We start from the raw sequence: 13,417 nt of genomic DNA on the forward strand, positions 1-13,417 counted from the left end.
CAGTTGGCAGAGTGCTCCGCTCCAGGGCGCGCTGTCAGCGCCCCGGGAAAGGTTCTGGGTTCCGCAATGTGCTGGGGTTGACGGTGGACTCGGCCCGGAATCCGGGAACCCGTCGGTGTCAGGCCGAAGCCGGGGGCGCGAGCCGTAGATCAGCCGCCCGGCGGCATCGGTGATTGAGCGGGAACCGCCGGTCCCCATGGGGCATAGGCGGGAGCCTGAGATGGGCCGGATGGGTTCGGCCCCGGGCCGCGTAGCGTCGTCACGGCCCGGCAGCGTCCTCCTCCGAAAGCAATGCGTGCACGCGTTGCAGGACGTCGAGTTGGGCCTCGTTGTAGAACTCGACCAATGCCTGCACGACAACCGACTGGGTGATCGCCCCTCCCCGGCGGGAGGAGGCCTCCAGGTCACGCAGGAACGGGTGGTCGTTCTGCTGTTTGCGGGCTTCGGGCGCAAGGCGTTGCGCGAGTTGCCTCCGCACGCCTTCGGGCGCGTCCGCGGGGAGGGCCTCGAACTGTGCGGCGACGTCGCTGCGAGGCGCTGAGAGCTGCTCCTGGATCGCGGACATCGCCGAGGGGGTGAGAACGCTGGAGTACGCGAGCAGGAGGGACCGCTGCGCCTCCGGCAGGTCGTCGACGAGTGTCTTGAAGCCCGCCGGCAGATCGATCGAGGCCCGGTTCTCCAGAATCGCCGCCAGTTCCCGTCGCATCCGCTGCTGGCGTTCGATGCTCGCCGCGAGTTCTGCGTCCAGGGCGAGCAGGATCTGCTCTGCCCTCTCGTCGCCGGCCTCGGCCGAGGGGATGTCCGACAGCGGCAGGCCGAGGTCGACCAGCCTGCGGATGCGCAGCAGGCGGACCAGGTGCTCGACGCCGTACCGCTTGTAGCCGTTGGACGCTCGCTCCGGCTCGTCCAGCAACCCGATCTCGTGATAGTGCCGGACGGTTTTGAGTGTCGTGCCGGCGAGTTCGGCCAGCTGACTTGTGCTCCACGCCACCGGGAGGCCCTTTCCTGGGGGTTCTCCGTCCCTCGTCGCCGTCGGTGTCCTGCCCCGCTCGGCGAGATTGTCTCCGGGAGACGGTCCATTCAAGACCATGCCCTTGGGGCATGGTCAACCCTCGGCCGCGCCGGCCCCGGACACCAGCGAGACGGTGTTGACCATGCCCCAAGGGCACGGAGTGCGATGGGTGGCGACCACAGCCGCGAGACGGGCATTCGGAGACTCGACATGAAACGACAACGCATTATTGGCCAGAGCTCGGCTCTGGCGTTCGTCCTCGGCATCAGCGCCTCGCTGGCCGCGCCGCCCGCCGTCGCGGACGATCCACAGGCGTCGAAGGTGCGGTGGGGCACGTGTCCCGAGGACGTAGTGGCCGCAGCGGCTCCGACCGAGCTGCAATGCGCCACCGTGCCCGTGCCGGTGGACTACACCGACCCCGAGGGCACTGCGATCGACCTCATGCTCTCCCGGCTGGCCAGCACGAACCCTGACAAGCGGCGCGGATCACTCATGCTCAACCCAGGTGGCCCCGGAGGCTCAGGACTGGCGCTGCCCGCGCTGCTGGTGGCCCGGGGTCTTCCCGCCGACGTCCTGGACAGCTACGACCTGATCGGCATGGACACCCGCGGCATCGGGCACTCGGCGCCGGTCACGTGCGGGTTCACGCCCGACGGCCCCTACACCGCCAACATTCCTCCCTACGCGGTCGATGATGCGGCGGTCACCGCACGGGCGAAGGTCGCCAAGCAGGTGGCCGAGCAGTGCGAGCGCAATGACCGCAACGGACTGTTGCGCCAGCTGACCACGGCGAACACCGCCCGCGACCTGGACCGCATCCGGGCCGCGCTCGGCGAGGAGAAGACCAGCTACCTGGGCTACTCCTACGGCACGGCCTTGGGCGCCGCCTATGCGTCGATGTTCCCCGAGCGCTCCGACCGGATCGTGCTCGACAGCAACATCGGTGACACCCACCTCGACCGCGACGGCTTGCGCCGCTACGCCCTCGGGATGGAACAGTCGCTCCCCGACTTCGCGAAGTGGGCAGCCGCCCGGCACGACAGCTACGGCCTGGGCCGCACTCCCGAGCAGGTCCGCAAGACCTACTTCACCCTCGCCGAGCGACTCGACAAGGCTCCGGTCGCAGGCTTCGACGGCAGTCTGTTGCGGCAGTACACCTTCAGCCAACTGTTCAAGAAGATGCAGTACCCCAAGCTCGCTCAGCAGTGGCAGACGCTGGCAGGCGGCGACGACACGGCGGCCCGCCGCCTGCCGACGCAGAACGGCACGGCAGGCAAGGCGCCGTCCTCAATCGACAACCCTTTGGCGGTATTTGCCGCCGTGACCTGCAACGACGTCGAGTGGCCCAAGAACGTGGACACCTACCGGCACGGCGTCGCCAACGACCGCGAGCGCTATCCACTGTTCGGCGCCGCCGCCGCCAACATCACGCCCTGCGCCTTCTGGCCGTACGCCCCGGCCGAGCCGCCGGTCGCGGTCAACGACGACGGACCGCGGAACGTGCTGCTCGTCCAGAACCTCCGCGACGCGCCGACACCGCACGACGGCGGGAAGATGCTGCGCCAGAAGTTCGCGGACCGATCCCGGCTGCTCAGCGTCGACGACACCGGGCACGGCGCCTACGTCCTCGGCGACAACGCCTGCGCGTTGAACACCACCACGCGCTACCTCGTCGAGGGCAAGATGCCCGGAAAGGACATGCTCTGCCGCGCAGGCTGATCCCCGGACCAGTCAACGGAGCGGAAGGTCCGCCTGGCTGCGGTCGACGGGCAGCGCCACCCAATGCTGGGCGGGTCCTTGGCGAGCATCGGACTGTGCGTGTCCGGACCGAACAAACCGGTCAACGCGCGTGCTAACGACACCACGGCGGCGTTCTTCACCATCGAACAGCGCCGCCACAGGATCTCACCTGCGCGGTCGAGCCGAGCAAGTCACAGGAGTGAAAGCATGATCAAGGAGTGGCGGCGGCGTCGGGCGGTGCAGCGGGTCAAGCCCGGGGACGGGCGACCGTTGAAGCACTTCCGCTGGTGGCAGTTGCCTTTCCGTGCGCTGTTCCATCTCCGGCTGACGAGCGACGACGGCAGGCATACGGTCTACGCCGTCGACGTCAGGCACTGGCAGAACCATGGGTCCGACAACCTCAAGGCCCACTTGTACCGCGACGGCAGGCAGCACGCCATGTCCAGACTCCCCGCCGCCTTCCCCGTCCCGGGCGGCACCGTGGAGGTGCGGATGAGCGCCTTCGGGGTCAAGCGCTGCCACTACGTCACCGACAACGGTCCTGAGTACCAGCTCGTCCCGGCCCCCCACTCCGCCGAGGGGCGCCGCGCACGCCTCGAACGCGAGCACCCCGCACTGAGCCACGCGGTCGGCCTCCTCTCGCTGTGCGTGCTCGTCACCGCCCTGGGCATCCTCGTCCCACAAATCGCCGAACAGCTCACCAAGTCCGAGGACATCGCGCAGCACACCGGGACTTTTACCTCGCCCATCGATCTACCGAAGTGGGGGAACATCGCGCTCGGCTTCGCCACTGTGGCAGCCAGCACCGAGCGGGCGTTGCGCCTGCGCTACAGCTGGCTGCTCGACGGCGGAGCGGGATGAACTTCATCGCGGTCGCCTGCCCATTCCGAGCAGGCGCATCAGGTCTTGGGGGCGGGGACGCCGATGAGGAGCGGGGTCAAATCGACTGTCAGGTTTCACCAGCCGGCCCGGCTGCGCGCGCAGCACGACTTCCAGCGCGCCCACGCCTCTGCCCACCTCTGCCCCCACATCGGCGGCCGGGCGCTCGACGTGGAGGGCCTACCGCGTGAATCGGCGCCGCCGAGCCCTGCGCTGGTGGGAGTTCGCGGCGCCAGAGCCGGAGGGTGGAGTCGCGGGCCCGGTCGGTCAGGATGTGCTTGACGATGGCGGTGCAGCGCCCGTTCTTGTCCCGATAGGCGGCGTCCACGGCTGTGTACTCGGCGGGACGTCGCCGGCGCCCTTGGCCGTGCGAACGCAGTCGTGGGCGCCGACGCGCACCATCGCCGCATGGTCACAGGGCCGCGCAGGGTGCGTCAGCGCGTTCTGACCCATGCGTCAGTTCCTCCGCCGCCGAACCGACCGGATCTGCGTCGTCCCGGTCCGTCATGCTCCTTGCTCCAAACCGGTTCACGAGGTTGTGCGGGCGGTAGGCGGACTGGCGTCGCGCCCGGTCTCATGCCTCGGGAATGGCACGGCCGTAGTCCGCGAGCGTCACCGTCTCGGGTTCGGGGCCGCCGCGCCGGCCGGTCTCCAGCGTGTCGAGGGAGGCGAGCTCGTCGGGGGTGAGTGCGAAGTCGAAGACGTCGATGTTCTCGGCGATCCGCTCGCGCTTGGTGGACTTGGGGATGACCGAGCGGCCCTGCTGGAGGCCCCAGCGCAGCAGCACCTGGGCGGGGCTCTTGCCGTGGGCTTCGGCGATGCGGGTGACGGCCGGGTCCTCAAGGACGCTCTTGCGGTGCTCGCCGTAACCCGGATAGAAGGTGATTCCTCCGATGGGGGACCAGGCCTGGTTGAGGATGTGGTGCTGGTCGTCGAAGTCGAGGACGGCGCGCTGCTGGAAGTAGGGGTGGATCTCCAACTGGTTGACCGCCGGGACGACGGAGGTGGCGTCGAGCAGTGTGGTCAGGTGGTCGACCATGAAGTTGCTGACGCCGATGGCGCGGACCTTGCCGTCGGCCAGCAGCTTCTCCAGGGCGCGGTAGGCAGCGAGGGTCCGGTCGAAGTCCGAGGGCAGGGCCTGGTGCAGGATCAGCAGGTCGATCCGGTCCACCCCGAGCTTGGCGGCGCTCTTGTCGAAGCCGTGCAGGGTCTCGTCGTAGCCGTAGTCGCTGATCCAGATCTTGGTCTCGATGAAGAGGTCGTCGCGGGGTACCGCGGAGTCGCGGATCGCCTGGCCGACCTCGCGTTCGTTGCCGTACGCGGCGGCGGTGTCGATGTGCCGGTAGCCGAGGTCGAGCGCGGACCTGACGGCGGCCTGGGTCTCCTGGGGCGGGGTCTGGAAGACACCGAGTCCGAGGGCGGGCATCTCGACGCCGTTGTTGAGGGTGAGGGTCTGCATCACAGGGACCTTTCCTTGCGGTGGGGCATGAGGAGGGTGAGGACGGTCACGACCGCGAGCGCGAGCAGGATGGCGGAGCCGGTCAGGGCCGCACCCGAGCGGGCCGCGATGTCGGCGGCCGCGTGGCCTGTGGAGACGGCGGCGGCCACGGCGGTCAGGATGCTCAGGCTCAGCGCGCTGCCGATCTGGTGCACGGTGTTGACCAGGCCCGCGCCTGCCCCCAAGTCCGCGGGAGCGACGCCGTCGACACCGCTGGAGGTCAGCGGGGCCAGCGCCAGACCCTGGCCGGCACCGATCAGCACCATCGGCAACGCCACTCCCGTCAGGTAGGGGGTGTGCAGGTCGAGGCGGCTGAGCCACACCATCCCCGCTGTGGTCAGGACGATGCCGGTGAGGAGCACCAGCGGCCTGCCGGCCTTCTCCAGCAACCGCGGCACCTGGACAGCGAAGACGAAGTTGACCAGCGTCATCGGAAGAAAGGCGAGCCCGGCCTGCAGCGGCGTCCAGTGGTAGACGCTTTGTACGAACTGCGCGGTGAAAAAGAAGAACCCCATCATCGCGCCCATGTAGAGCATCCGCGCGACATACGCTCCGCTGCGCTCCCGGCTGGCGAACAGCCGCAGCGGCACGATCGGCTGCGCGGCTCGCCCCTCCACCCGGACGAACAGCGCCGGCATCACCACACCGGCCGACAGCGCTATCAGGGTGACGGGGGTGGTCCAGCCGAAGTCGGCCGCGTTGATGATGCCGAGGACCAGGGCCGTTGAGCCCAGTGTCGCCGACAGCGCCCCGGCGATGTCGAAGCGGCCTCGGCGGCGCTCGGTCTCGGGAAGGAACCGCGCCGCCAGGACCATCATGACGATGCCGGCCGGGACGTTGAGGAAGAATCCGGCCCGCCATGAGATCAGGTCGGCGACCAGCCCGCCGACGACCAGGCCGAGGGCCGCCCCGAGACCGGCCACCGCGCTGTACGCGGCCATCGCCCGATTGCGGGCCCGGCCTTCGGCGAAGGTGCGCGTGAGCAGGGACAGGGCGGAGGGGGCCAGTACCGCGGCGCCGATGCCCTGGAGCGCGCGGGCGCAGATCAGCCCCCACTGGGTCTGTGCGGCGCCCACCAGGAGCGACGTCAGCGAGAAGACGATCAGGGAGAACAGGAACACCCTGCGGTTTCCGAACAGGTCCCCGGCCCGGGCCCCGGGAGCAGCAGCCCGCCGAAGACCAGGACGTAGGAGTTGGTGATCCAGGACAGGCCGGTCTCGGAGAGCCCCATGTCGGACCGGATCTGCGGCAGGCCGGTGAACACGATGGCGTTGTCGAGGATGACCATGAAGTAGCTGATGCAGATGATCGAGAGGATCAGCGTCGCCCGGACCGGGCGGCCGGTCGGCTCGACTGCCGCCGGCACCGGCAACGCCTCGCGGTGCTGGATGACGCGTCGGTCCGCATCGGCAGAATCCTCGACCTCACCCGCACCGCAGAGGAACTCGTCGACCTCGTGGTGCCCCGGTTCGCGGACTTCGCCAGCGTGGACCTGTTCCAGTCGGTGATGGAAGGCGACGAACCCACGTCGGAGGGCTGGGCCGACCTCGTCGCCCTGCGCCGCGTCGCCCATGTGTCCCTCGACCCCGGCACCCCGGAAGCAGCGATCGCACTGGGAGGCACCGACGTCTACCCGCCGCACTCGCCGCCCATGCGGGCTCTGCGCACCGGGCAGGCGGTGCTCAGCACCAGCGGCGACCCGGGCCTCGAACGCTGGCTGCAGGGGATGCCCGCAAGGGCCGCGAAGCTGCGCGAGGGAAGGGCACGCGGCCTGACCGTCACGTCAGTCCTCGCGGTCCCGCTCATCGCGCGCGGCACCACCCTCGGCGTAGCGATGCTCGTACGCACCCGGCCGGACCCGTTCAACGAGGACGACTCCACGCTGGCCAGGGAGCTGGCCGGCCGGGCGGCCCTGAGTGTGGACAACGCCCGCCGCTACACCCGCGAGCGCACCGCCGCCCTCACGTTGCAGCGCAGCCTGCTGCCGCGCGGCTCCGTGCGGCAGTCAGCCGCGGATGTCGCCTGCCGCTATCTGCCCATCGACGCACGAGCCGGCGTCGGCGGTGACTGGTTCGACATCATCTCGCTCTCCGGCGCGCGGGTCGGTCTCGTGGTCGGTGACGTGGTCGGGCACGTCATCCAGGCGTCGGCGACCATGGGCCGGCTCCGTACGGCCGTCCAGACCCTCGCCGACGTCGACCTCCCGCCCGACGAACTGCTCGCGCACCTGGACGACCTGGTGCTCCGGCTCACCGCCGACGACGAGACCGGCGCTCCCACCGGAGCCGACGAGACCGGCGCGCCCGGTGCCACCTGCCTGTACGCCGTCTACGACCCGGTGTCCCGCAGGCTCATCGCCGCCGGCGCCGGGCACCCACCGCCCGTGATCCTGGAACCCGGTGGCGCCACCCGTGTCCTCGATGTCAGCGCCGGCCCGGTGCTCGGGGTGGGCGGTCTGCCGTTCGAGGCCACGGAGGTCGAACTGCCGGAGGGCAGCCTCGTCGCGCTGTTCACGGACGGCCTGGTGGAAGCCGCCGATCACGACCGGACGCCGGTACTTCCCGGCTGTGCGAAGTGCTGGCGCGCTCGGGCGCGTCGCTGGAAAGCCGCTGCGACGCCGTCCTCACCGCGCTGCTGCCCGAGGACCCGCGCGACGACGTGGCCCTTGTCCTCGCGCGCACCAGGGCGCTGCACGCCGGGCAGGTCGGGGCGTGGGACCTGCCAGCCGAGGTCGAGGTGGTCGCCGAGGCACGTCGGCTCGCCATGGCCCAGCTGGAGGAGTGGGGCTGGACGAGGCTGCCTTCGTCACCGAACTCGTGGTGAGCGAACTGGTCACCAACGCGATCCGCTACGGCGCCGCCCCGATCCAGCTGCGGCTCATCCACGACCGCACCCTCATCTGCGAGGTCTCCGACGGCAACTCCACCTCTCCCCACCTGCGTCGGGCCCGCATCTTCGACGAGGGCGGCCGAGCGCTGCTGCTGGTCGCCCAGCTCACCAGCAGCTGGGGCACTCGGCACACGGCGACCGGCAAGACGATCTGGGCGGAACAGGCACTCACCTGACTGGGCCGTCACACCCTGAGCCGGAGGCGTACAGCGCGGCGGCGATTTCGGCTTGGGTCCGGCCGAGGGGAGGCGCACGATGTCCATCGTGTTGCGTGACCGGCTCCGGCACCGCGGTCGGGCGTCGGGGAGCGGAGGGCTGCTGAGGGGTTGCCGTCAGATGCCCCGGCAGAAGCACACCAGGGCCTGCGCGGTGGCCGGCTGGACGGTCCTGGACGTCCCAAGTGCCGCGCAACCAGCCCTGGATGGGGTGCAGCGGGGTTCGACGTGGTCGGCACAAGCCGAGACACCTCATGCGTCACCCGCTCGCCGGTGTGACGGTTCTCGGCCTCGATGTGGCCGTCGACGCCACGGTCGCCGGAGTGGTCCAGGAGGTGAGCGAGGGGTGCGGGCGGATCGACGTCTTGGTCAACAACCCCGGCCACCGGGCCCCGACCAGGATTCCCCGTGGCAGCGTCGCGCCAGGGCTCAGGTCGTCTTGGTCTGGCCGCCGTCGATGAGGAATTCGGCGCCTGTGATGTTCGCGGCGCGGGACGAGGCCAGGAAGAGCGCGAGGTTGGCGACCTCCTGAGGTTCGGTGAAGCGTCCCGTGGTGATGCCCATCTGCTGTGGCACCACCACGTCCATGGCCTCCTGGGCACTGGTCCCTGCGTCGGCCGCCACGGCCTCGGCGAAGCCGCCGGGGGCGGTCCAGAACGGGGTGCGGACCGGTCCCGGAGCGGTGGCGTTCACCCGGACACCGCGCGGCGCAAACTCCTCCGACAGCGCCTTGGTGAGGCTGGTCAGCGCTGCCTTGGCCGCCGAGTAGTCCACCACGGTGGGGAAGGGCAGCCGGGCGTTGAGGGAACTGATGTTGACGACCGCGCCTCCGCCGTCCGCGAGCAGGTGCGGCAGCGCGGCGCGGCTGGCGCGGACGGCGCTGAAGAAGTTCAGGTCGAAGCCCCGCTTCCACTGTGCGTCGTCGATGGCGAGGAAATCGGTGCGGGGCTCGGTGGCTCCGACGTTGTTGACCAGGACGTCGATCCTGCTGTGGCGTTCCATCGCCGCCTGGATCAGTGCATCCACGCCTTCGCTGGTAGCCAGATCGCCGGCGACGAAGGCCACGTCATATGTCTCGCGCAACGCGGCCAGCTCAAGGGACTCGGAACGGCTGCCGGCGACCACACGCACGCCCTCACGCAGGAACGCCTCGGTGATGGCCAGGCCGATGCCCTTGCCGGCGCCGGTGACGACGGCGACTTTGTCGGTGAGCTCCAGATCCATCGGCACGCACTCCTGGTCATGAACTCGGCATGGATTTCTCTCATGAATCAGGTATTCACGGGCATTGTGTGCGTCGGACCCCATGCGCTCTCGCAGGCACGCCGTGCCCTGCTGTCGGGGTGTGAGACCACCGTCAGCCGGGGTCGGTCCTCGACTGATCCTCTGGCCCGGAGATCGCATCGGCCCCAACCTTCGGTGCGCGTCCAGCCGCACCGTCCGCGATCGCGCCCGCCGAATGCGTCCGATGGTGTGCACCCCGATGTCACGCAGTTCTTCGCTCAGCCGCTTGCGGAGCAGATCGGACGCTTCCGTCGCGCCTACGCCCCCATCGAGAAGTCGGTACGCCAACGGCTGCAACACCCGGGGGAACCGTGCAGCCTTGTATTCCTGGTCGGTCAGCCTGCGCACTCGGACAGGCTCGCCCACCCCACACCCAGACCGGTTGCAGCAGCTGGTTCACGTAGTCCACGCCTTGCTGGAAGAGTGGTGGGACACCAAGGGCCGCAACAGGCAGTCGGCGAGGTTGGGCCGGCGGACCTCCTGAGGCGGCTTCATCCTCCGATGCCGGTGATGCTGGGCCGAACCCCGGCCACGTCAGGGTTGTTCGTCCTCGGCCCCGTCTGCGGCTGCCTTCGCCTTGACGTGGTCCTGGTCATCTGCTGCTCGATCTCCCTGGCCGTTCTTAGTGCCAGGCACGAAAGTCCCAAATGTCATGAGTTGCAGCGGTCCGGGAACCTTCAGGCCGGCTTTTGTCGATCTCCCCGACCTCGCCCACCAACGAGTGCACGACGGGCGATCGTTGAGAGAACTCGCCAGCTCGTCGCAGTCACAGCGGCACGGTTGGGTTGCCCCTGCCTCGGCTACCAAGGGCGCTCACCTCCAGGAAATGACGAGCACCATCAACACGCTTGCTGGCTCCTGGAGAGCCCATCCGGTGCGTGATGCAAACATCGCTCGCCGTCCACGTGGCCCGCAGGCACGGCGAGCAGGTGCCTGAGACGCTGCTGGCGATCCAGGCGGCCGGGCGGGAGACGACCCGGGAGTTGCCGCGCTGGAGCAGCTAGCCAGCCGCAACGCGAAGCGGTCGCCCTGGCGGCATAGGGCCTGTCCAACGACCAGATCGCCGACCACATGGTGATCAGCCCGATGACCGCGAGAATCCACCTCAACCGGGCCATGACCAAACTCCACACCCGCGACCGGGCCCAACTCGTGGTCCCCGCATACGAATCCGGTCTAGTCGCTCCGCGCAACCGCTGACAGCCGGGCAGCTGTTGGCAGCTGTTGTGCTGGGAGGAGGCACGTGACCGGCCGGCCGACCAGCGCGGCTACGATCCCGAGCACACCTGCTCCCAGCAGGGCGCTCACCACCCCCGCTGCAGCCCCAGCAGCCAGACCGCCGCTGCGGCCAGCACAGCGAAACTGCCGGCTGTCCTGCAGCACGAGGGGAGAGGGATCGCAGATCAGGCGGTCGCACCGATCACAGCAGGCCCGGCACGCCGACGAAACCCTGCACCGACGTGCTGCGCAGCCGATCGAACCGGGACCCGCCGAGGATCACCAGCAGGAACGACGGCGCGAGGGCCGCCACGGCGGCCGGGAGCCCGCCACCGATCCCGGCAAAACCCCGACCGGAACCACGGGCGTGCTGCCGGGCTGCGGCTCAGGCGTCGATGATGACGGGGATGATGAGGGGCTTGCGGCGGTGCGTGCGGAACGCCCAGTTCGCCACGGCGCGGGCGAGAAGCTGTTCGAGTTGGCGCGCGTCCCCGACACCTTCCTCGGCCGCGGTGGCCAGGGTCTTCTCGATGACGGGGATGACCGGCTCGAAGGTGGTGTCGTCGTGGACGAAGCCACGGGCCAGGAAGTCGGGGGCCTCCGCGAGGGCGCCGGTGTCCGCGTCGACGATCGCCACCACCGTGACGACGCCTTCCTCTGCGAGGGTGAGGCGGTCCTTGAGGGACGCCTCGGTGGCGCCGCCGACTTCCATGCCGTCCACGTAGACGTTGCCGGCGGGAACCTTGCCGGTGATGGACGCGCGCCCGTCGACGAGGTCGACGACGACGCCGTCCTCGGCGATGACGACCCGGTCGGGGTCGACGCCGGTACGGATGGCGAGGTCGCCGTTGGCCCGCAGATGGCGCCATTCGCCGTGCACGGGCATGACGTTGCGGGGTTTGACGATGTTGTAGCAGTAGACGAGTTCGCCGGCGCTGGCGTGCCCGGAGACGTGCACCTTGGCGTTGCCCTTGTGGACCACGTGGGCGCCCCACCGGGTAAGTCCGTTGATCACCCGGTAGATGGCGTTCTCGTTGCCGGGGATGAGGGAGCTGGCGAGCAGGACGGTGTCGCCCTTGCCGATACGGATCATGTGGTCGCGGTTGGCCATCCTTGACAGCGCAGCCATCGGTTCGCCCTGGGAGCCGGTGCACACCAGAGTGATCTTGTGGTCCGGGAGCTTCTCCAGCTCCTTCGTGCTCACGACCAGGCCGGAGGGGACCTTCAGGTAGCCCAGGTCGCGGGCGATGCCCATGTTGCGGACCATCGACCTGCCGACGAAGGCGACCTTGCGGCTGTGCTGGTGGGCGGCGTCCAGGACCTGCTGGATGCGGTGCACATGGCTGGCGAAGCTGGAGACGATGACCCGGCGCGGCGCGGTGCGCATCACCTGCTCGATCGCTGGGTTCAGCTCACGCTCGGAAGTGGTGAAGCCGGGGACCTCGGCGTTGGTGGAGTCGGTGAGGAACAGGTCCACGCCCTCCTCACCGAGGCGGGCGAAGGCGCGCAGATCGGTGATGCGATCGTCGAGAGGGAACTGGTCCATCTTGAAGTCGCCGGTATGCAGCACCATCCCGGCCCGGGTGCGGATCGCGACCGCGAGACTGTCCGGGATCGAGTGGTTGACCGCCACGAACTCACAGTCGAAGGGCCCGAAGCCGCGCCTGTCGCCCTCCCGTACCCGCACCGTGCGCGGCCGGATGCCGTGCTCCTTGAGCTTGGCCTCCAGGAACGCCAGAGTCAGCTTGGAGCCGACGACGGGAATGTCGGACCGCTCGCGCAGCAGGTACGGCACGGCGCCGATGTGGTCCTCGTGGCCGTGGGTGAGCACCACGGCCACGATGTCGTCCAGCCGGTCCCGGATCGAGGTGAAGTCCGGCAGGATGACGTCCACGCCGGGCTGGGTCTCCTCGGGGAACAGCACGCCGCAGTCGACGATGAGCAGCTTGCCCGCATGCTCGAAGACGGTCATATTGCGGCCGATCTCACCCAGGCCGCCCAGGGCGACGACCCGCAGCCCTCCTTCGGGAAGGGGCGGGGCGGCTTTAAGTTCGGGGTGCGGATGACTCATACCTTGACGTTACCCGTACTGAGGGAGGGGATGATCCACTGCCTGTGTGATCTCTCCTTCCGACGGACCGGGGCACCCGCAGCGGCTGCCCCGAGATGTCGCATTACTCCGGCGGCCGGTCAAGGGAGTGGCAAAGGCGGTACCACCTTCCGTGGGTGAACCGGCGGCGCATCGGATCGCTGTCTCATCAAAGGATGACGCGATGGGCAGCGGCAAGAGAGGATGGTTGGTCGTGTGCCCCCGGGCGGTTCTGCGCAGACGGCGCCCGTAGAGCACGTGTCCGGATGCTCCAGCGAACGGTGGGGGCCAAGCGCCCGCAGTGGTGGAACGCCGGGGAGGTTGTCCTCGGAGTGGACACTCATCGGGATGTACACGTCGCCGCGGTGCTCTCCTGGACCGGTGCGGTGCTTGGCGTCCTTTCCTGCTACCGCGTCCGGCTACCGTCGGCTTCTTGAGCGGGCGTGCGGGTTCGGGTCCGCACCCGGCTGCCGGTGTCGCGGGCCGGAGTGGAGGCGACCGGCTGCATGTGCCCGCGGGGCTGTCCCGCCCGGCACATCGAGGTGATCGACATGAACCGGCCCGCCCGGGCGGCTCGCCGCAGGAATGGCAAG

Annotated in this window: 9 protein-coding genes and 1 pseudogene; 5 read left to right on the plus strand and 5 right to left on the minus strand. The window is 69.4% G+C overall.

Features of this window, described 5'->3' with window-relative positions; genetic code table 11:
• Window positions 1-259: 259 nt before the first annotated feature.
• Entirely contained in the window at window positions 260-991 is a 732-nt protein-coding gene (locus OHO27_RS42660; protein WP_328430247.1) for a MerR family transcriptional regulator, read from the minus strand.
• Between the two features lie 231 nt (window positions 992-1,222).
• Here OHO27_RS42660 and OHO27_RS42665 point away from each other — a divergent pair, with 231 nt between their 5' ends.
• Both OHO27_RS42665 and OHO27_RS42670 read left to right on the plus strand, forming a co-directional pair.
• The gene (locus OHO27_RS42665; protein WP_328430248.1) at window positions 1,223-2,731 is read left to right on the plus strand and encodes an alpha/beta hydrolase; all 1,509 of its coding nucleotides are present in this window, start codon (window positions 1,223-1,225) and stop codon (window positions 2,729-2,731) included.
• A 228-nt stretch (window positions 2,732-2,959) separates the two neighbouring features.
• Window positions 2,960-3,613, plus strand: a complete 654-nt coding sequence (locus tag OHO27_RS42670) for a hypothetical protein (RefSeq protein ID WP_328430249.1) — start codon at window positions 2,960-2,962, stop codon at window positions 3,611-3,613.
• 592 nt (window positions 3,614-4,205) lie between these two features.
• Here OHO27_RS42670 and OHO27_RS42675 read toward each other — a convergent pair.
• Both OHO27_RS42675 and OHO27_RS42680 read right to left on the minus strand, forming a co-directional pair.
• Window positions 4,206-5,090 (minus strand): aldo/keto reductase, encoded by an 885-nt coding sequence (locus OHO27_RS42675; RefSeq protein ID WP_328430250.1) that lies wholly within the window; start codon window positions 5,088-5,090, stop codon window positions 4,206-4,208.
• The gene (locus tag OHO27_RS42680) at window positions 5,090-6,250 is read right to left on the minus strand and encodes an MFS transporter (RefSeq protein WP_328430251.1); all 1,161 of its coding nucleotides are present in this window, start codon (window positions 6,248-6,250) and stop codon (window positions 5,090-5,092) included. The genes OHO27_RS42675 and OHO27_RS42680 overlap by 1 nt, the downstream gene beginning before the upstream one ends.
• 245 nt (window positions 6,251-6,495) lie before the next feature.
• Between OHO27_RS42680 and OHO27_RS42685 the strand changes: the two are divergent.
• Window positions 6,496-8,194 (plus strand): annotated as a pseudogene (locus OHO27_RS42685) (ATP-binding SpoIIE family protein phosphatase); the annotation flags it as partial.
• A gap of 468 nt (window positions 8,195-8,662) precedes the next feature.
• Here the strand turns inward: OHO27_RS42685 and OHO27_RS42690 are convergent.
• A complete protein-coding gene (locus OHO27_RS42690) occupies window positions 8,663-9,457 on the minus strand; it encodes an oxidoreductase (RefSeq protein WP_328430252.1) in 795 nt (264 codons plus the stop codon).
• Window positions 9,458-10,395: 938 nt separating this feature from the next.
• Here OHO27_RS42690 and OHO27_RS42695 point away from each other — a divergent pair.
• Together OHO27_RS42695 and OHO27_RS43340 are read left to right on the plus strand one after the other, a co-directional pair.
• Complete coding sequence (locus OHO27_RS42695) at window positions 10,396-10,521, plus strand: hypothetical protein (RefSeq protein WP_328430750.1); 126 nt, start codon at window positions 10,396-10,398, stop codon at window positions 10,519-10,521.
• A gap of 82 nt (window positions 10,522-10,603) precedes the next feature.
• A complete protein-coding gene (locus OHO27_RS43340) occupies window positions 10,604-10,717 on the plus strand; it encodes a hypothetical protein (RefSeq protein WP_443059679.1) in 114 nt (37 codons plus the stop codon).
• A 403-nt stretch (window positions 10,718-11,120) separates the two neighbouring features.
• On the opposite strand, the gene OHO27_RS42705 is transcribed toward OHO27_RS43340, so the two are convergent.
• Window positions 11,121-12,806: a ribonuclease J gene (locus OHO27_RS42705; protein WP_328430253.1), complete on the minus strand. Its 1,686-nt coding sequence runs from the start codon at window positions 12,804-12,806 to the stop codon at window positions 11,121-11,123.
• Window positions 12,807-13,417: the final 611 nt, after the last annotated feature.

It is taken from the genome of Streptomyces sp. NBC_00443 (assembly GCF_036014175.1).
Classification (GTDB): Bacteria; Actinomycetota; Actinomycetes; order Streptomycetales; family Streptomycetaceae; genus Streptomyces.